The 19,911-nt window shown below is 64.3% G+C and carries 14 protein-coding genes and 1 pseudogene; 8 read left to right on the top strand and 7 right to left on the bottom strand.

Features of this window, described 5'->3' with window-relative positions:
* Positions 1 to 558, bottom strand: a pseudogene (locus WG208_RS11485) (hypothetical protein); the annotation flags it as partial.
* Positions 559 to 807: 249 nt separating this feature from the next.
* Between WG208_RS11485 and WG208_RS11490 the strand changes: the two are divergent.
* Positions 808 to 1,908 (top strand): MBL fold metallo-hydrolase, encoded by a 1,101-nt coding sequence (locus WG208_RS11490; RefSeq protein ID WP_337171501.1) that lies wholly within the window; start codon positions 808 to 810, stop codon positions 1,906 to 1,908.
* A gap of 104 nt (positions 1,909 to 2,012) precedes the next feature.
* Positions 2,013 to 4,742, top strand: a complete 2,730-nt coding sequence (locus WG208_RS11495) for a M14 family metallopeptidase (RefSeq protein WP_337171502.1) — start codon at positions 2,013 to 2,015, stop codon at positions 4,740 to 4,742.
* Positions 4,743 to 5,205: 463 nt separating this feature from the next.
* Here WG208_RS11495 and WG208_RS11500 read toward each other — a convergent pair whose 3' ends face one another.
* Positions 5,206 to 6,444 (bottom strand): hypothetical protein, encoded by a 1,239-nt coding sequence (locus WG208_RS11500; RefSeq protein WP_337171503.1) that lies wholly within the window; start codon positions 6,442 to 6,444, stop codon positions 5,206 to 5,208.
* 674 nt (positions 6,445 to 7,118) lie between these two features.
* Here WG208_RS11500 and WG208_RS11505 point away from each other — a divergent pair.
* The 3 genes from WG208_RS11505 to WG208_RS11515 are packed head-to-tail and all read left to right on the top strand — an operon-like array spanning position 7,119 to position 10,744.
* Positions 7,119 to 7,817, top strand: a complete 699-nt coding sequence (locus WG208_RS11505; RefSeq protein WP_337171504.1) for a TetR/AcrR family transcriptional regulator C-terminal domain-containing protein — start codon at positions 7,119 to 7,121, stop codon at positions 7,815 to 7,817.
* Between the two features lie 49 nt (positions 7,818 to 7,866).
* Positions 7,867 to 9,459, top strand: coding sequence for an FAD-dependent monooxygenase (locus WG208_RS11510; RefSeq protein WP_337171505.1), 1,593 nt, complete (start codon positions 7,867 to 7,869; stop codon positions 9,457 to 9,459).
* Positions 9,460 to 9,490: 31 nt separating this feature from the next.
* Positions 9,491 to 10,744, top strand: coding sequence for an amidohydrolase family protein (locus tag WG208_RS11515; protein ID WP_337171506.1), 1,254 nt, complete (start codon positions 9,491 to 9,493; stop codon positions 10,742 to 10,744).
* A gap of 45 nt (positions 10,745 to 10,789) precedes the next feature.
* Here WG208_RS11515 and WG208_RS11520 read toward each other — a convergent pair whose 3' ends face one another.
* Positions 10,790 to 11,248 (bottom strand): DUF4399 domain-containing protein, encoded by a 459-nt coding sequence (locus WG208_RS11520; RefSeq protein WP_337171507.1) that lies wholly within the window; start codon positions 11,246 to 11,248, stop codon positions 10,790 to 10,792.
* Positions 11,249 to 11,418: 170 nt separating this feature from the next.
* Between WG208_RS11520 and WG208_RS11525 the strand changes: the two genes are divergently transcribed.
* On the top strand, positions 11,419 to 13,014 hold the full coding sequence (locus WG208_RS11525; protein WP_337171508.1) for an ATP-dependent DNA helicase RecQ: 1,596 nt from the start codon (positions 11,419 to 11,421) through the stop codon (positions 13,012 to 13,014).
* Between the two features lie 56 nt (positions 13,015 to 13,070).
* On the opposite strand, the gene WG208_RS11530 is transcribed toward WG208_RS11525, so the two are convergent.
* The 4 genes from WG208_RS11530 to WG208_RS11545 form a co-directional block, all read right to left on the bottom strand.
* The gene (locus tag WG208_RS11530; RefSeq protein WP_337171509.1) at positions 13,071 to 13,781 is read right to left on the bottom strand and encodes a hypothetical protein; all 711 of its coding nucleotides are present in this window, start codon (positions 13,779 to 13,781) and stop codon (positions 13,071 to 13,073) included.
* Between the two features lie 77 nt (positions 13,782 to 13,858).
* Positions 13,859 to 15,046: a lactonase family protein gene (locus WG208_RS11535; protein WP_337171510.1), complete on the bottom strand. Its 1,188-nt coding sequence runs from the start codon at positions 15,044 to 15,046 to the stop codon at positions 13,859 to 13,861.
* A 46-nt stretch (positions 15,047 to 15,092) separates the two neighbouring features.
* The gene (locus WG208_RS11540; RefSeq protein WP_337171511.1) at positions 15,093 to 16,631 is read right to left on the bottom strand and encodes an SDR family NAD(P)-dependent oxidoreductase; all 1,539 of its coding nucleotides are present in this window, start codon (positions 16,629 to 16,631) and stop codon (positions 15,093 to 15,095) included.
* 59 nt (positions 16,632 to 16,690) lie between these two features.
* Complete coding sequence (locus WG208_RS11545; protein ID WP_337171512.1) at positions 16,691 to 17,101, bottom strand: hypothetical protein; 411 nt, start codon at positions 17,099 to 17,101, stop codon at positions 16,691 to 16,693.
* 280 nt (positions 17,102 to 17,381) lie between these two features.
* On the opposite strand from WG208_RS11545, the gene WG208_RS11550 reads away from it, so the two are divergent.
* Both WG208_RS11550 and WG208_RS11555 read left to right on the top strand, forming a co-directional pair.
* A complete protein-coding gene (locus tag WG208_RS11550) occupies positions 17,382 to 18,806 on the top strand; it encodes a sigma-54 dependent transcriptional regulator (RefSeq protein WP_337171513.1) in 1,425 nt (474 codons plus the stop codon).
* Positions 18,807 to 18,971: 165 nt separating this feature from the next.
* Positions 18,972 to 19,904 (top strand): BON domain-containing protein, encoded by a 933-nt coding sequence (locus WG208_RS11555; RefSeq protein ID WP_337171514.1) that lies wholly within the window; start codon positions 18,972 to 18,974, stop codon positions 19,902 to 19,904.
* The last annotated feature ends 7 nt before the right edge of the window (positions 19,905 to 19,911 follow it).

Here is a 19,911-nt window from a genome sequence, read left to right on the forward strand (position 1 = left end):
GTCCTTCGGGTCCTCGAGCACCGTGTGCGTGTGCGAGCCGCGGCACGTCTGCACATTGGCCACCAGCTTCGGCTCCCGGATGTTCGAGATGTCGAAGATGCGCACGCCGCGCATGCGCTCCTTGCTCACCGTCTCCCGCACACCGCCCGGCTTGCAGTCGATGCGGCCGTTCATGGCCTCGGCGGACATGAACATCAGGTTCTTGTACACGGACACGTCGTTCTGCGACGCGGGGCATTCGTACGCCACCACGAGCTTCGGGCTGGACGGATTGCTGATGTCCCACACCACCGGGCCGTTGTAGTTGCCCTGGATGACGTAGTTGCCCATGAACGCCAGATCGGAGTTCGTCTGTCCGAGGAACCCCGCCGGTGACTGCACCTTGGCCACCACCTTGAGGTTGGACGTGTACTCGCCCGCATCGAACAGACCGGCTTTCAGATTGTTGCGGGGATCGGTGGCCGGTGAGGCCGCGGTGTTGGGCCTGGTTTTGGCACAGCCCGCCAGGACGGCGGAGCACATTGCCGCCAGCGCGACGCGCGAAAGGGAAGCGTTCATGAGAAACGTGGGACGGAGAGTGGAGCGCCGTCCGACCTGCGGCCGGATCCGGCATCGGAGACCCGCAAGCGCATTGGTCATCCGGGGGTATCCTTTGAGGATAGCCGCCGGAGACCACGGCGATAGGGGCGTTCGTCCCTACGAAAAGGGAAACGTGGCGTTTCGCCGACCTTCGTGCGCCGACGCCGTGATCCCGGCCCTACGCTGACATACGTTTCGGAAGCCATGGCCCACTTCCCCACTGCCCTCATGCACCGGCTGGTCCGCCTGCGGCGTCCGCTGCTCGCCCTGGTTCTGGCGATGACCGGGGGGTGCCAGTGGCTGCATACCGGCAATCCGGCGGCGTTCCGCCCACAGGAGGCCCGCACGATGAGGACCATCGGCGCCTGTGGTACCACCTGTCGGGATTCGCTCGACATCGTGGCGATGGGTGTCAGTGGCTATCTGATCATTCCCTGGCGCGATACCACGCAGCTCGTGATGACGCCGCCGTCCTACACCAACCCGACACTCTGGTGGATGGCGCTGGGTGACTGGTGGCTGGGCTCCTCACCCGATCGCGCGCGTGTGACCCGACGTCTCCGGGACATCCCGGCGGCGGGTCCCGAGCGGCTGGCGCGTGTGCGGGCCATTCTCGTTGGGCACGGCCACTACGACCACCTGATGGATCTGCCACCGCTGGCGCCGCTGCTGCACAACGCCACGGTGTATGGGAGCCGGACGGTGGCGCATCTGCTCGCCCCGACCACGCTGCGCACGATGGACATCGACTCCCTGACCGGAACCGACGCGCAGCATCCGGGCCGATCGTTTGCCGTTGGTGATTCGATGAGCAGCACGATCCGTGTGCGGGCCATCGAGTGGGAGCATGCGCCCAACATCAGCAATCTGACCATCGCCGACGAGGATCAGCACGAACCCCGACGCCGCCTGCCCCGGTCGGTGCATGGCTGGAAGAAGGGGCGGGTCCTGGCCTACGCCATCGACGTGGGCCTGCGTGCAGATTCCGTGGATGTGCGTCTGTTCATGCACGACGCGGCGGCGTCACCCGATGTGATCCGTCGCGCCGCCGCCGTCCTGAACACGATGCCGGAAGCGCGTCATACCATCGCCATCATTGCCGCGGCCAATTTCGATCAGGCACACGCCTATCCCGACATTCTCCTGGCCCATCTCGCTCCGGAACACGTGATCCTGGGGCACTGGGAGGACTTCTTCCGATCGCCGGAGAAATCGCCGCGTATCGTCAGAGGCATCAAGGGGCGCGAGCTCGTCCGGGTCGTGGAGCGCTTTCAGGGAGCGCGGTGGACGGCGCTTGCTCCCGGCGCGACGCTGCGCCTGCGGTTCTGACGGCTTCGTACACCGGCATCGGAGTGTCGTCGCGTTCGCCACCCGACGCGCCGGCCCGTACTTTGGAGCGTTCACCCATCGCCCGCTCCCCGATCTGTCCACTCATGCGCCATGCCGCTGCGTCGCTGACCGCCCTGTCGCTGGCATCCGCCTCCCTTGCCGCCGTGCTCACCGCGGCACCGCTCGCCGCGCAGGGCCACATCACCACGCCCAGAGAAGCACTCGGCGCCAACTTCGGTGACGATTATTTCCTCGCCAATTACCAGCAGATCAGCAACTACTGGCGCACACTCGAAAAGGAATCGCCGCGCGTCAAACTGCAGGTGATGGGCAAGACCACCGAAGGCCGTGATCAGCTCATGGTCATCGTCACGTCACCCGAGAACCATCGCAATCTCGAGCGCTATCGCCAGATCGCCGAGCGGCTCGCGAAAGCGGAAGACCTCACCGATGACCAGGCCCGCGCCCTGGCCAGGGAAGGCAAGGCCGTGGTGTGGATCGACGGTGGTCTGCATGCCACCGAGACCCTGGGCGCGCAGCAACTCGGCGAAACGGTCTACCAGATGGCCAGTCGCACCGACGCCGAAACCCAGCGGTTTCTCGACGACGTCATCACGCTGTTCGTGCATGCCAACCCCGACGGCAACGACCTCGTCGCCGACTGGTACATGCGTATGAGCGACCCCAAAGAGCGGACGCTCAATGGACTGCCGCGCCTGTATCAGAAGTACATCGGCCACGACAACAACCGCGAGTTCTTCACCTCCACGCAGAAGGAGACGGAGAACATCAACCGGGTGCTGTATCACCAGTGGTTCCCGCAGTTGTTGTACAACCATCATCAGAGCGGACCGGCGGGCACGGTGGTGTATTCCCCGCCGTTCCGCGATCCCTACAATTACAACCTCGACCCGGCCATGCTGCTGGGTATCCAGGCGCTGGGTACGGCGATGCACACCCGTCTCGCCATCGAGGGCAAGCCTGGCGCGACCATGCGCGCCGGCGGTCCGTACGACGGATGGTGGAACGGCGGCATCCGCAACACCGCCACGTTCCACAACACCATCGCCGTGCTCACGGAGATGATCGGCTCACCCACGCCGATGCGCATTCCGCTCATAGCCGACCGGCAGGTCCCACGCGGCGATCTCGCCATGCCGGTGGCGCCGCAGGAGTGGCATCTGCGACAGTCGGTGGACTATTCGGTCTCGCTCAATCGGGCCGTGCTCGATCATGCCTCGCGCCTGCGCGAGAATCTGTTGTACAACATCTACCGCATGGGGAAGAACTCCATCGAGCGTGGCAGCCGCGACACCTGGACACCGAATCCGCGTCGGGATGCCGAGGTGGCGAAGCGCGTGAAAGGAGCGGACTCACTCATCTGGGCCGCGCAGCATGCACCGGAGTACCGCGACCCGCGCGGATACATCATTCCGAGTGATCAACCCGATTTCCTCACCGCCATCAAGTTCATCAACGGCCTGCGTGAAACCGGCATCACGGTGCAACGCGCCACGCAGTCGTTCGCGGTGAACGGCAAATCGTATCCTGCCGGTTCGTTCGTCGTGCAGACCGCGCAGGCCTTCCGGCCGCATGTGATCGACATGTTCGAGCCGCAGGTGCACCCCGATGTGTTTCCGTATCCGGGCTCACCACCCACGCCGCCGTACGACAACGCGGGATGGACGTGGGCCTATCAGATGGGCATTCGATTCGATCGGCTGCTGGAACCGTTCAGCGGGCCGTTCATTCCGGTGACCGACTGGAACGTGGCCCCGCCCGCCGGATCGGTGAGCGCGCCATCGGGCGCGAGAGGCTACTGGATCGATCCGCGCGTGAACGACGCGTTCACCGTGGTGAATCGGTTGCTGGCCGCGAAAGTACCGGTGTCCCGCGCCCCGCAGGCCGTGACGGTGGGAACCGGTCGCGATACCCGCACGTTACCCGCAGGCGCGTTCTGGGTACCGATGAATGGTACGGCCACGGCGGTGCTGCGCGCGGCCGCGACGGAGCTCGGCGTGAGTGCCACCGGTGCATCGCAGGCGCCATCGGGCACGGTACCGCTGCGGGCGGCTCGCATCGGGTTGTGGGATACCTATGGCGGATCTATGCCGTCGGGATGGACGCGCTGGATTCTCGAGCAGTTCGCGTATCCCTTCAGGCGCGTGTTCGCTCCGGAGATCGATGCCGGCAATCTGCGTGGCACGTACGACGCGCTGGTGTTCGTGGAGGGCGCCATCCCCGGTGTGCAGGCCTCGGGACGTGGTGGTGGCAGTGGCGGCGTGTTGGATGAACCACCCAATCTGCCGGCGGAATACAAAGGGCAGTTCGGTCGCATGAGTGTCGACCGGAGTCTGCCCGCGCTCCGCACGTTCATCGAACAGGGTGGCACCGTGGTCGCCATCGGCAGTTCGGCCGTGAATCTCGCGGCCTATCTGCAACTGCCCATCGGCAATCACCTCGCCAAAGACGGCACGCCGTATCCACGCACGCAGTTCTACGTGCCGGGCAGCGTCCTGCGCATGAAAGTCGACACCACGTCGTCCGCCGGTTATGGCCTGGCCGGCCAGACGGATGTGTTCTTCGATGCGAGCCCGGTTTTCAGCCTCGGGGCGGATGCCGCGTCACGGGGCGTGCGCCCGATCGCCTGGTTCGACGACGCCGCCCCGTTGCGCAGCGGCTGGGCCTGGGGACAGGAGCTGCTGCAACATGGCGTGGCCGCCGTGGAGGCCCGCGTGGGTCAGGGACGCGTGCTGCTGTATGGGCCGCAGATCACCCAGCGCGCGCAGCCGCATGGCACGTTCAAGTTCCTGTTCAACGCGTTGTATCGGTAACGAAGCGATGGCGCCACCTGGGCGACGGTCGCCGTTTCTGACGAGAAGAAACGGTGACCGCCTTCCGACTACCGTTGTGGGCTCAGTTGCACCGTCCGGGCCACGGTCACCGTCCTTTCACACCCACCAATACGGCGCGAAGCAACCGAGACCGTATCCGTTCTGCCCATATATCCCGCAGCGACGATCCGAAGCTCATACACTCCCGGAGTGGCCGTCAAGCTTGGGACTTGTTCCGGCGGACCCGAAGAGGCGGGGGCACGCGGAGAGAGCCTCGTCACGGTAACGACCGCGAGTGCCCCGAGGTCGTTTGCGTTCACGGCATCGACGACGGTCAGCTCGATCCCCCGCTGCGGCTCCAGCGTACACACGTCGTCGTCTGGCTTGCATGCGAGAACACCGAGAAGCAGGACGCCTGACCAGCAGCAGGTCGTAAGTGGTTTGCCGCCCCACGATTGTATGTTCAGAATGTCCATAGGTTGCTTCCGAGATCCTGCTTGATTTGCCCAAAGTTGCTGAAGACTCCACTGGAGCCGCCATCCTCCGCGAAGCCAACGCCGTAGAAGGCCACCGTGTTCGGGAACCCCCCGTACATGGCAAAGACTGGACTCCCACTATCGCCAGGCTCCATGTTCAGATGCGCCTTGTCCGCGCAAACGATCAGCGGCCTGCCGTGCGAACCCAGCCTCACGTCCTTGCACGTCTCGTATACGCTCCCGAACGTCCACCCGGTGGTTACTCCAACTTTGTGAAGGGCTTCATTCCACAGTGGGAAATTGACTTCAGCTATCACCGTCCAGTGTGGATCGAGTGAGTCAACCTCAGTTGATCCCGCCGTCTGCATAAGTCCGGCAACACCAAAGGTTGTTCTCGCGATTAGCCCTGGGGCCCACCCAAGGGTATCGGTCGGGAATAGATCCACCCCAGTCGCGCTATACGCCGCGACGTCCGCATGCCGACACCGACGCGGCACGAAGAGTGTGCCGCATGCATAAGTGGAAGGGTCCGTTACCTCCGCCCCGAAAAAAGGCGCACTGCCACTATTGTTTTGACGGATCGAACCGCCGTCAAGCGACCACGCATTTGCCGAGCAATGCGAGTTGGTCAGAATTAGCTCTTCGCTTCCCCTACGCGCGCCGATTGTGGTTGTACAGCCGGAAGGACCAATTTCGTATCCACCAGTAATTGGACGACGCCGATAGTTGAGCGTGGTGGAGCTGGTGAGAACAACGGGATTCACGCTCTCGAAGATCACCAACGCTTTCGCAAGACTCGTTGCGCGAGCTGCTACGACTCGTGCCTCAGCGGCTGCGGAGGTGATCCCAACTACCACTTTGCCACGACGCTCGTCGATATCTAGCGACACGACATCATCATCTTGAAACGCACTTAGAAACATCTGCGATCGCACCTGATGCAGCTCGATGAATGAGTGCGAGGCCTTCTCCATGCGCCATCGTCGCTGCAAGGCAAGTTCTCGCTTCCGAGATTCGCTAACCTTACGAGGATCGACGCGCACACGATCCAGTAGTAGCTGCTGCATCTCGCCGAGGGCACGAGCGCTGTCAGCCAAATCGGTCAAGCGGACAACAAGCTCACCTTCATCTCCAAAGTACGCCCCCGCGAAGGTGGGAACAGCGGCGCCGACGGCCAAGAACGACTCGTCCAGATTGCCTGCATACCTCAGAGTCGACTGTGGCACACGGCTGCTCGCGGCCTCGACCTCAACAGGAGTGTGGTCTCCGCAAGCAGCGAGAAAACAGAGAGAGAGAGAGAAAAAAAAAGCGCGCGCGTGCGCCGGAATATGATTGCCCCGCGGGTTCATGCTCATTTCTCCTTACGGGAGGTAGATTAAGAGGAGCACAAGCTGCTCCTCTCAGAGCTAAACTGGGGCGTGAATTGGGCGCCCGTCAAGGAAGAGTGTGACGTAACTCACTCTCCAGATCCAAGACCGTTGTTAGCCATTGGTTAGTCAGGAATATACTGCTTGTTGCTGGTCCTGCACGTCAGACGCTTCAGCGAAATGCTGCGTCGGTCGTGTCATGCACCAACCGCTCGATAGGCCCCGGTCTCGAGCGTACGCAGCCACTTGCCCTTCATGGCACCGCTGAGCGTCTCCACTTCATAGAAAAGCGCCGTGCCGCGATCGGCCTCGGCCAGAAAGCCCGCAGATCACCCAGCGCGCGCAGCCGCATGGCACGTTCAAGTTCCTGTTCAACGCGTTGTATCGGTAGCGGCATCGCTGCCAGTACCGGGCCGGTACCGGCTTCCGCCACGCCCCTTCCCCCGCGGGAACCGGGGGCGGAAGCCGCGCCCGAGAGCCTGTCATCGGGGGGCAGACTTGACGAACACCGTTCGTCACGTATACTGATCGGTATGACGAGAAACCCGTTTCAGGCGCCCGAGGTCGCGAGCCGGCGCGGTGGGCCGGCCAAGGACCCGCTCAGCCGTGAACTGATCGTCACCACCGCGCTCACACTGCTTCGCCGGGAAGGCTCGGCGGGGATGAGCCTCCGCAAGGTCGCGGCCGCGCTCGACACGGGTCCGGCATCGCTCTACGCCTACGTGGAGAACCTCCAGGAACTCCAGGCACTGGTCCTCGATCGGGCGCTGGCCGATGTGCACACGGATGCCGGTCACGGACAGCGCTGGCAGCGCCGTATCACCGAACTCCTGCTGTCGTATCGCGAGGTCCTCTGCGCCACACCGGGGCTGGCGGGAATCGCCATGACCACGATCGCGGTGGGACCCAATGCCCTGCGCATCACGGAGACACTCCTTGGCCACCTCGACAAAGGTGGTCTCGATCGGGCGACCGCGGCCTGGGCGGTGGACCTGCTCACCCTGTACGTGACCGCGGTCGCCGCCGAACACAGCCAGCGGGATGCCGATACCCTCGGACCGGTGGCCCGCGCCATCGGAGCGGTCTCCGCCGAGGAATACCCACGGATCTTCGCCGCACGCGAGGACATCCTCATGGGGCCGGGCCGCGTCTCCTGGGCGCTCGACGTGCTGCTGAAGGGCATCGTGCAGACCCCGCGCGGGCACCGGCGGCGCTCGGCGGAACACGGGTAATTTTTTGCCTTATAGCAAACACCGTTCGTCACGAACATAATTCGCATCCATGCACACCATCAACAGTGACACCCCGCTGCCGGACACCACCCCGGTTCTCGTCGTCGGCGGCAGTCTCGTCGGACTCTCGGCCGCCATGTTTCTCGTCTGGGAAGGCGTGCCGTGCGTGCTCGTCGAGCCACACACCGGGAGCCATCCACACCCGCGCGCGATCGGTTACACGCCGCGCACGATGGAGCTGTTCCGCGCCATCGGCATCGCGTCGCAGATCCCCGAAGCCCCACCGGGGTTTCGCCTGTCGCGCTCCCGAGTCGAAAGCCTCGCCGGCCGATGGTTCGAGTCGTCCGAGTGGACGCCGGAAACGAAGACCGGCGACGCACGCGTGGCGCAGCCCATCACGGACGTCTCCGTGTCACCGGGCGCTGCCATCGCGCAGGATGGACTGGAGCCCATTCTGCGCCAACGGGCGCGCGAATTGGGCGCCGATCTCCGATTCGGCACCGAGCTCGTTCGATTCGAACAGGATGAGGCCGGCGTGACCGCGTGGCTTCGCGAACGTGACGGACACGAATACACGCTGCGTGCCGACTACATGATCGCGGCCGATGGGACCCGCAGCAGTGTGCGCGAAGCCCTCGGTATCGGCCGTACCGGCCCCGGTCATCTCCAGACCATGCGCAGCGTGTTGTTCCGCGCGCCGCTCGAACGGTATCTCGAAAGAGGCAGCTCACAGTTTCAGATCGATCAACCCGGCCTGTCGGCGTTCCTCACCACTTATGGGGACGGGCGCTGGGTGCTGATGTTCCAGGACGACGTGGAGCGCGATGAAGCCGTGTTGCGCGAAGCCATCCAGAAGGCGATCGGCCGAACGGATCTGCCCATCGAGATCATCACGACGGGACGGTGGGAACTCAGTGCGGCCATCACCGATCGGTTCTCGTCAGGCCGTGTCTTTCTCGCCGGCGACGCCGCGCACACGCTGCCACCGACGCGCGGAGGTTTTGGCGCGAACACGGGCATTCACGACGTGCACAATCTGGCGTGGAAACTCGCCGCGGTGCATGCGGGGCGCGCCACACCGGCATTGCTCGACACCTATCACGTCGAACGCCATCGCGTGGCCTGGGATCGCCTCGAGCAGACATTCGTGCGCCCCGACTATGCCAGGCATGCCGCGGGATTTGCCGACGGAGTCTCCGTCCGCGACGATATCGCCATGGAACTCGGTCAGCTCTATCGCTCCGCGGCCATCATCGGTGCCGGTCCCGATCTGCCGCCCGCCGCGCGCCCCGATGAGTGGATGGGCCAGCCGGGCACCCGCGCCCCGCACCTCTGGATACAACACGACGGCGAGCGCGTGTCCACACTCGACTGGCTCGGACGCCGGTGGGTCGTGCTCGCGGCCGACTCCGCCTGGCGCGCCGCCGCGGCCCATGCAGCGCAGACGCTCGGCATCGATGTGGTCTGTGTGACACCAGAAAACGCGGACGCCGCGGCGGTGTACGCCGCCTACGGTATCGACGCCGGGGGTGCATCGTTGATCAGACCCGATGGCTACATCGCCTGGCGTTCTGCCACACGTGTGGAGGATCCGGCGGCGGCACTCACCCGGGCGCTCGCTGAGGTGGCGTCGGCGCCTTGACGCAGCCCCATTCGCACACGAGTCTGGCAGGATGCGACTCTTCTCCCGCCTCCTGCCCTCGCTGGGCGCCGCTGGCGCCACACTTCTCCTCGCGGTGTCCGCTGCTGGCGCCCAGTCGGTCACGCGCGCCTTCACCGGCGCCACGCTCATCGATGGCACGGGCCGCGCTCCGGTGAGGAATGCCACCCTGCTCGTGCGCGATGGCCGTGTGGTGGCTGCCGGCCCGGCTGCCCGGGTGACCATTCCCGCGAACGCCGAACGTGTGCCGCTCGCGGGCAAATTCATCATTCCGGGGCTCATCAACGCGCACGGACATGCCTCGAGTGTGGCGAACCTGGACACGTACGCCGCCTACGGCGTCACCACGGTGTATTCCCTTGGTGATGAACCGGCCGAGGTGTTCGCGGCGCGTGATGCGCAACGAGCGACGTCTCCCCGACATGCACGGGTGTACGTAGCCGGCCCCGTACTCAATCCCACATCCCCCGACGACGCACGTGCGCAGGTGGCGGCCGTGGCCGACCGACACGTCGATATCGTGAAGATCCGCGTCGATGACAATCTCGGGACATCCCCCAAGATGAAACCCGAGGTGTATCGCGCGGTGATCGACGCGGCCCATGCCCGGGGACTGCGCGTGGCGGTGCATCTCTACTATCTGGACGATGCGAAGGCCGTGCTGGCCGCCGGTGCCGACTACATCGCACACAGCGTGCGTGATCAGCCGGTCGACGAAGCCTTCGTGACGACATTGCGGCAGGCGGGTGTGTGTTACTCGCCCACGCTGATGCGGGAAGTGTCGACGTATGTCTACGAAACCACACCACCCTTCTTCAGCGATTCGCTCTTTCTCGCGCATGCCAATCGCGAATGGATGGCCACGGTGCAGCAGCCGGCCCGTCAGGAGGCCACACGCACCAGTGTCAGCGCGCAGCGGTACAAGGCCCAGTTGCCGGTAGCCACGCGCAATATGCTGGTGCTGCACAAGGCGGGAGTCCCCATCGCCATGGGCACCGATACCGGTCCGATGGGACGTTTCCAGGGATACTTCGAGCTCATGGAGCTCGAGATGATGGTGAACGCCGGTTTCACGCCCGCCGAAGCGTTGGAGAGTGCGACACGGGTTGCGGCCCATTGTCTGAAACTGGACGCGGAGCTGGGCACGCTGGAGCCGGGAAAATGGGCCGACTTCATCGTGCTCGATGCCTCACCGCTGGAGCGCATCCAGAACGTGCGGCGCCAGCATTCGGTGTGGGTCGGCGGCACGCGTCTGTCCGTGCCCTGACGGCAACGGACAGACGCCTCTCGCGCCGACGATCCGCTCAGGTCATTACTTGACGATGACCGTGATGGTGTCGCGCTTCACCGACGCCATCGGCACGTGCATGCCATCGGCGAACACAGCGATGATGCGATGCGATCCCGGGGTGAGCCCCTCGATGACCTTCTCGGTGGAGGCATCACCCATGTGAATGACCACCGGTGCTGCAGGCAGGGGCAGCGTATCCGACGGGGTGTCTCCATCGATGATCAGATGGTGATGCCCCTTGCCGGGTTCCGCGGTTCCGGTGGCCGGTACCACCTCCACCCCGACGGCTTCCAGCCGCAGGGTGAACGGCTGGGTCACCGAGTCCCCATTGGCGGGCGCGATGATGTGCACCGCCGCCGTTGATGCGGCAGCGGTGGGGGCAGCCGCGGTGCTGTCGGCGGCCGGGGTGTGCTCGGACGTCGTGCAGGCGAATGCGGTTGCAGCGAGCGCGACGACAGCGAAGGTCGAAAGACGACGCACGGCTTGATCTCCAGGCGACCGGTGTCGCCGAGGCAGGGTCTGGCGGATCGAGGCGGGGATGTCTGAATTTAGAGTATGTCACTTGGGAAATCACCCGTCCGTGTGCGGAGTGTGCCGCGGCGGCTCGCGGACCCGTCGCCGACCCGCATCGCGGGTGACTAGAATGTGTCGTGCCCTCCGCCGATTCCCCTCACATCGCCACCCCTACTCCCGACAGCGTCCTCCACGACGTTTTCGGGTACACGGAGTTCCGTCCGGGACAGCGCGAAGTCATCGACGCCGTGCTCGCCGGTCGTGACTGCATCGCCCTCATGCCCACGGGCGCGGGCAAGTCCCTCACCTACCAGATCCCGGCCCGCCTGCTGGGCGGCACGGTGCTCGTCATCTCGCCGCTCATCTCCCTCATGAAGGATCAGGTGGATGCGGTGGCCGCACTCGGCTATCGCGTCACCGCCATCAACTCCACGCTCGATCCCGACGAGCGCCGTGCGCGTCTCGACGCATTCCGTGACGGGGCCTATGAGCTGGTGTATCTCGCGCCCGAAGCGCTCGATGGGTATCTGGGGGATTTTGTGCAGGGCTGTCCCATCTCGCTGCTGGTGGTGGACGAGGCGCATTGCATCAGTCAGTGGGGTCATGACTTCCGGCCGAGTTATCGGCGGCTGCAGGGACTCAAGCAGCAGCTCGATGTGCCCGTGCTGGCGCTGACGGCCACGGCCACGCGTGAGGTGGCGCGCGACATTCTGCGGCAGCTTGGCATGAAGAAGCCCGCAGGATTCAAAGGGTCGTTCTTCCGTGCCAATCTGCGCATCGGTGTACGCAAGAAAGGACAGGGCGGCAACACCCGTCGCGAAATCCTCACGCTCGTGCGCGCTCACGCGGGTGAGAGCGGCATCGTGTATTGCCAGAGCCGCAAAGGCGTGGATCAGACCACGGAGTTCCTCGTGTCGCAGGGTGTGAAAGCCCTACCCTATCACGCCGGACTCACTCCGGAAGAACGCGCCCGCAATCAGGAGATGTTCCAGCGCGACGACGTGGATGTGGTGGTGGCCACCGTGGCGTTCGGCATGGGTATCGACAAGTCCAACGTGCGCTTCGTGATCCATCGCGACATGCCCAAGGACATCGAGTCCTGGTATCAGGAGATCGGCCGCGCGGGTCGCGATGGACTCCCCAGTGATTGTGTGCTCTTCTACTCCTGGGCCGACGTCATCGCCCACGAGCGTTTTCTCGACCGTATCGAGGACGATGCGCTGCGCGAACGCACGCACGCCGCCACCAAGGCGCTGTTCAATCTCATCGAGCGCCCCGGTTGTCGGCATCAGACGCTCGTCCGTCACTTCGACGAGACCATCGGGCCGTGCGGCTCATCCTGCGACCACTGCACGGGACGCACCATCGAGGATCAGATCGCGGAGGCCGCGGAGCTGGAACGTGTTGCTCTTGGAGGATGGCGACGGGCTTCACCGGCTGGGCGGGCGACGGGTTCGCCGCGCTCTGCAGGTTCGGCGGGTGGCCTCGACGCGCATGAACTCGGTGTCGAAGACCGCGAGCTCTTCGACGCGTTGCGTGCGCTGCGCCGCGAACTCGCCGACGAGGCACGCGTGCCGGCCTACATCGTGTTCGGTGATCGTGTGCTGTTGGAGATGGTCGCGCGTCGTCCGGAAACACACGATGAGCTGCTGCAGGTACCCGGTGTGGGACAGGCGAAGCTCGAACGGTATGGGGACTACTTCCTGGAAGTGATCGCCAGCCACGCGCCCTGAACGGAGAACCCGGAACGGTGAAACAGGGGCCGGTCATTCAGAACCGGATCCACGTTTCACCGATCGTGTGTGTCGTCGGTGTGGTCGTCCGTACTCAACCCCGCGCCGAGTCCAACCCCCAAGCCACCACCGAAGCCACCGCCCAGGCCGCCCATCCCGCCACCTTTCCCGCCCCCGCCCCCGCTCTTTGCGCCGCCACGCGAATCGTCCCTGGCGCCCCCGTCCCGTCCTTTTCCACCCGCACCACCACCGGGTCGGGCAGGCCCCTGCTTCAACAGCGCCACCGCCGGCGGCGCAGGCTCGAGATCCAGCACGCCACGAATGAAATTGCGCAGCGAGATCACGAGCGCCGCGGTCTCCGTGTGGCGTCCGGCGACGAGATCGTCGACGATCTGCGCGGCCAGACGCACCTGCTCTTCGGTGCCGAGCAACAGCACATCCGAAAGCGCCCCTTCCACCGCATCCCGCATACGACGGGTGCGATCGCTGCTGGCGCTCTCCGCCGTTTCGATCGATCCCGCGTCACGCAGATCGCGCAGATGAGTGGGATCCACCAGCAGGTTGCCGGTGAAGGACCCACCCAGCGTTTTGTAGGCTGCGATCAGGATCCGCAGACGTTCGTTGACCTGACGGTTCTCCCGTTCGCGTCGCTGTTGAATCGCCTGCATCGCGATGAGTCGGATTCCCACGCCGATCAGCGTCACCAGTGCGAGGCTGATGAACGTGGTGAGAATGGCCGACCACGAACTGAAATCGAGGTTTCGCATCTATTGCTCCCACCGAGGCAGAGACGGCGGCAGATACAGCCGTGGATACGACTCGTGTACGCGCGCGTCCGCGACGCTCACCCGAACCGGAGACAGACCGGGACGGGAGCTTCGAGCATGTGACCGGTCGCCGTCAACATCCCCGTGGCGGCATCGACCCGTAGTGCGAAGATGGAGTCGGATCGTTGATTGGCGACGAGCAACCCGGAGCCGTCTGGTGTGAGTGTGAAGCTGCGTGGTCCATTGCCCTGCGTGGAAACGGACTGGATCAGCGAGAGCGATCCATCTTTCCGATTCACCTGGAACACCGCGATGGTGTCGTCGCCGCGATTGGAGGCATACACGGTGCGTCCGGTCGGGTGCACCTGGAGATCGGCCGGGAAGTTCTCCACCGTCGCCCCCGCGGGTCTGGTGGACAATCGCTGGCGCTCGGTCAGACCGCCCGTCTTCCCATCGTAGGCAAACGCGACGAGCGTGGAATCGAGTTCATTCACGCAATACAGCGTCCGACCATCGGGCGAGAATGCGAGATGGCGCGGACCGGCACCCGCATGCAACGCCACCTCCGGCACGGCGGCGGGTACGAGCGCGCCGGTGCCGGCGTCGAAACGCGAGACGTAGATACGATCGGTACCGAGATCCGTGTGCAGGATGAAACGGTTGCCCGGATCGGGAAGAATGCAGTGTGCATGCGGCGCGGTCTGTCGTACCGCGTGCGGCCCCTTGCCGCTGTCCGCAATCACCGTGGAAGCGTCCCCCAGCGTACCATCCGCGCGCCGCGGCAGAACGGCCACGGTGCCACCCACATAGTTGGCGACCAGCACCTGCCGACCGCTGCGGTCGATGGACACATAACATGGTGCCGCCCCTCGGGAGGCACGTACAGTGCCCGTCACATGGAGCGCCCCGGTGGCAGGATCGCGCCGAAACGACGTCACGCTCCCCGAGGCCTGTCCGCCGAACTCGGTGAGTTCATTCACGGCCACGAGCCCCTTGCCGTCGGGCAGGAGTGCGAGGAACGACGGATCGGCCGTCTCCGCGGCGAGTGTCATGTCCCCGAATGCCAGCGTGCCCGGGTCCACAGTCACCCGATGGATCCCTTTGCTCTTGCCGGTCTTGGTATACGTGCCGATGTACAACGTCCACGGCGTGTGAATACCGTCGGTGGCCAATCCCAATGCCCGCAGCCGGCGGGAACTCATCAGGACAGCAAGGGCCGAAGCCGAGAGAAACGCGCGGCGTGAAAGCGGACGATCCAGGCTCATGACGATGGATCCGGAGGTGACGAACGTGAGGATTCCCTACCGGCTGCTACCAGTCGGTGGGCGCGTAGTCCTTGAGAAACTGTCCCCATACATGAACGCCGGTGGCGACACCGGTGATGATGGGGTCGACGATCCTGGCCGCGCCATCGACGATATCGAGCGGTGGATGGAACCGATGGTTCTCCACCTTCCGCGCCGCGAGATCCGCCACGTCTTCATCGGTCACCCATCCCGTGTCCACACTGTTCATGTGGATGCCGTCCTGCTGATAGTCGGCCGCCGAGGTCCGCGTCATCATGTTGAGCGCCGCCTTGGCCATGTTCGTGTGCGGATGACGCGTGGTCTTGTTGTTGCGGTAGAACTGCCCCTCCATGGCCGACACGTTCACGATGTGTTTATCGCGGTTGTCGGTGCGCAACATCAACGGTTTGAGCCGCGCATTGATCAGGAACGGCGCAATGGCATTCACCAGCTGCACCTCGAGCAGTTCCACGCTGGGCACTTCGTCGAGCAGCAGACGCCACGAGTTGCGGGTCCGCAGATCGATCTGCTGCAGGTCCTGGTCGAGTTGTCCGGTGGGGAAGAGTTGCTGACCGGCGTCATGGTCTTCCGGAAGGAGCGCCACCTGGGAGAGCGCCGCCGCATGGGTGAGCCCCAGTTGTTCCCCTGTCGCCGGCTCTCCCCCGACGGCGGCCATCAGCCCCATCGATTCGCCGCCCTGCGTGCGGTCCGTCTCCCGCAACGCTTCATAGCGCCCCAGCAACCCGCGCGCCGATGACGACAAGGTGCCCGCCGCGGCGCGTTCCCCTTCCATCATGTGCGCGTAGAACGCCGGCGGACGGCGGACCGTCTGACAGGCATTGTTCACGATGAAATCGAGACGGGCTTCCGATTGCAGCAACTGCCGGCAGAAGGTTTCGACACTCGGGGTGTGCCGAAGATCGAGCCCGAAGATCTCCAATCGATCCTTCCAGTCCGCGAAGTCGGGCTCGGCGGCATACCGCATCGCCGAATCGCGCGGGAACCGGGTGGTCACCAGCAGGCGCGCACCACACCGCAACAGCTTCAGTCCCGCCTGGTAGCCGATCTTCACCCGACCACCGGTGAGCAGTGCCGTGCGGCCGCTCAGGTCGGTCAGTTCGGTGCGCTTGCGGAAATTGAACTCCGCGCACGCCTGGCACATCTGATCGTAGAAGTGATGGATCTTCGTGAACTTCTCTTTGCAGATGTAGCAGTGTTGCGGGACCTCGGCCTCCGGGCTTTCCGCGGCATCCCCCGTGGATGATTGCCCCGCGGCCGCATCGCCCAGCAGATACACGTTGGGCGTGGTGAACACGGGACGTCGCCGCAGCGTGCGGATGCCCGTCTCGTGCAGGAGCTCATCGTCCCGCCGGGCGGCTTCGAGCTTCCGCTCCTTGGCCGTGGCCTTCACCATGGCCCGGCGTGCGCGCACGTCGGGCTGGAACACCGAGGCGATGGCATTGTCGAAACGGAGACGGTCTTCGAGAGGCAGAAGACGCAACAACGTCCGATCGGCGACGACACGCTCGAGCAGTTCGGTGACGGCACGCAAGGCGTCAATCACCTCCCTGTCATCAGCCTGCCCCGACGAATGTGTGTCGGGTTGCAGGTCCTGTGGCGAGCTCAAGGAATGACCAACGCGACTTCGGTTGTCGGGGGAGACGAGCTCGACCCACTGAACGCCGTGGGGACCGTCTTCTCGGCCTGCACGGGGCCCGTATAGGGCGTGAGCACCCGGCACAGGTAGAACCCGCCCTCCAGCGGCACAAAATCGACACTCACGGCCAGGTCAATATCGAAACGCCCGTTCGCGTCGGTATCGGTCGTATAGCCGAAGGGTACAGCGTCCCTGCCAAGACACGAAATACCGATGGGAGCTCGCGGAACCACCGTGCCATCGGCCCGGGTCACGGAGCCACGCATGCGTGCGTAGTACCCGCCGTTGTTGCCGACATCCGTAACGGCAAGGCAGCCGGCCAATGGCAGGCTCAGGCAGGCGATCAGAAAGCGATGAGGGAGAAGCAGACGGTGCATGCTGGAGTGTGTCAAAGATCCGGTCAAACGTCAATTGCCCAGCGCCCGAATGACGTGGGTCACAGCGAGACACGGAATGTTTCTTGCATAATGCTGTGTTGTCCAACCCTACGGTTCACGACACTGACGCAGCGATTCGTGGCGCGCGATGCAGCGACGCGATCTGCTCCAGCTGAGGTCATACATGTTCCAGATGAATGCGGGGGGAGTACGCCCCAGGATCGCGGTAGCGGCCGGGGAGGAGGACGTACTCGGCGGCGTTGCCTACCCATATGTCGGCATGCCTTCCAGACGGCACATTTCCCGTGTCCTCGTGGTGACGGCCTGTCCAGTGGTTCACGAGACGCTGCGTCTGGGTTTCGAAGCGATGCAGAAGGAGGTGCTCCACGCCGAGCACCCCGGCGGACTGATCGACATGATCGGTCCGGCGCAGGTCGATCTCCTGATTTGTGATCGCCGGCTACTCGACGTCGAGGGCATCGAGCTGCTGCAGGGGTTGCGCCATCGTCAGCCGCGCTTGCCTGTCGTTTTACTGGACGATGTCCAACACCGAGGACACCCGGCCGAGGCTCCCCTTCACGACAGTGCGCTGCTGACCCTGCCGCTGACGAACGACGATCTCGGCCGTCTGTTGCGCGCCACCGAGGGTCGCCAACTGCCGGGCGCATCCGGTGCGGAGGCGATCACCGACTTCCATGGCATGCTGGCCACCACGGCAGCCATGCAGGAGCTCTTTCGGAAAGTGTGCCGCGTGGGACCGACGGATGCCACGGTCCTCATCACCGGGGAAAGTGGCACCGGCAAGGAACTCATCGCCCGGGCATTGCATGAGGAAAGTGCGCGACGCGAACATCCATTCATTGCGCTGAACTGCGCGGCTCTCCCCTCGGAACTGATCGAAAGTGAACTCTTCGGACATATCCGGGGTGCCTTCACGGGAGCCATGCGGGACAGGGCGGGACTCTTCGAAGCGGCACATGGGGGCACACTGTTCCTCGACGAAATCGGGGATCTCGGACTCACGGCACAGGCCAAGGTGCTGCGCGCGCTCGAGAATCGGGAAATCACCCGTCTGGGGGGAAGCAGGACCACGACCGTCGACGTGCGGGTGTTGGCGGCAACCAATCGTTGTCTCGAACAGCTGGTCGAACAGGGGGAGTTTCGTGAGGATCTCCTCTATCGCCTCAATGTGATCCCGCTGGCACTGCCACCACTCCGGGAGAGAAGGGCGGACATTCCGGTACTGACGGAGCATTTTGTACGTGTCTTTGCCGAGCGCCATCAGGTTCCGCCGCGGGCATTGACTGGGAGTTCCCGCGAGTTGCTCCATCACTATGCCTGGCCCGGCAATGTCCGGGAACTGCGTAACTGCATCGAAGGCGCGGTGATCCTCACGGACTCGCGGGAAATTCAGCCCGTCGATTTCCCGACGCGGCTCCGGCAAGGGAATGGTACCCATGCCCGAGGCGCGGGTCGCTCCAGGATGGAGACGATTCTGCGCGAAGCGGATCTGACCTTCGTGGAAGCCCGCGAACTCGCGCTCGCCGAGTTCGACCGGGAATACCTGACGGCGGCCCTGCGTCGCCATGGCGGAAACATCGCGCAGACGGCGCGAGCCATCGGCCTGCATCGACAGAGTCTGCAGAAACTGCTCACGCGCCGACACCTGCGAGTTCCTTCAGCCGCGCAGGATGACGAGTCCTGAGCCGCGTCGAACATGCCACGAGGAACACATGGTGCGTTGCGTCGCACAGCGATTCGGCTCAGTCCGGCGAGCAGAGCGGCACAGGGATTGCCAAGGTAGTGCGCACGAGGATCACTCGTCCGATGCATGACACCTCGCACAACACCTCAATGCCGGAGACGACACATGGCACGCGAACACTATAATCAGTATCCCGATCGTGACTCATATCGTGGAGGGAACGATTCCCGCTCGGGGCGGCAGGACCGGGATCTCTCCTACGAGACTCGCGATGGCTCACGCGACGATCGCCAGTGGCAACGGGGACCGGACGACTGGAATGGCCCGTACGGTGGCTACCGCTCGGCGGACGATCTGATGCCCCGGGACAACTATCAGGGACGCGACAGAAACGAATACTCGCGAGAGTATGGTCGCGACGACTGGGAAGCCAACGATCGAAGTGCCCACCGTCAGAGCTATCGCAACGGATGGGCCAATCAGGCCGACGGTTCCGACTTCCGCGCCGACATGAATCCCCGGCAGCGGAACCATGGTTATCAGGGTTCGACCTCCGCTTATCAGGGCGCATCGGGCTATCCCTCGTACGGTGGGGGACGCCGGCATGATGGCCGGGACTTCATGGACGGCGGTCAACGCCGCGATTTCGGTTCCTATGGCTCGGAGTATCTCGAGGACGGCTTTGGCAGTCTGCGCGATCCGCGCCGGGAAGGCCAGATGTTCTCGGGCTCCGACGTCCGGTTCTCGGGCATGTCATCCCAGGACTTCCGGGGTCGCGGCCCCAAGGGCTGGCAACGGTCGGACGAGCGTATCCAGGAAGACCTCAGTGTCCAACTGGAGCAGCACAGCGCGCTCGACGCCAGCGATATCGAAGTCAAAGTACAGGATGGCGAAGTCACCCTCACAGGCACCACGAATGATCGCCAGATGAAGCGTCTGGCCGAGGATATCGCCGAACGTGTACCCGGTGTCAAGGAAGTGCAGAATCAGATCCGCCTGAACAAGGCAGAAGGACAGAGCAGTTCGTCGGAGCGACGTCAGAGTGCTGACCACAACGAATCCAAGCAGAGCCGACGCGCCGGTCAGGCAACCAGTTGACCCATTG

The sequence above is a fragment of the Gemmatimonas aurantiaca genome (assembly GCF_037190085.1).
Classification (GTDB): domain Bacteria; phylum Gemmatimonadota; class Gemmatimonadetes; order Gemmatimonadales; family Gemmatimonadaceae; genus Gemmatimonas; species Gemmatimonas aurantiaca_A.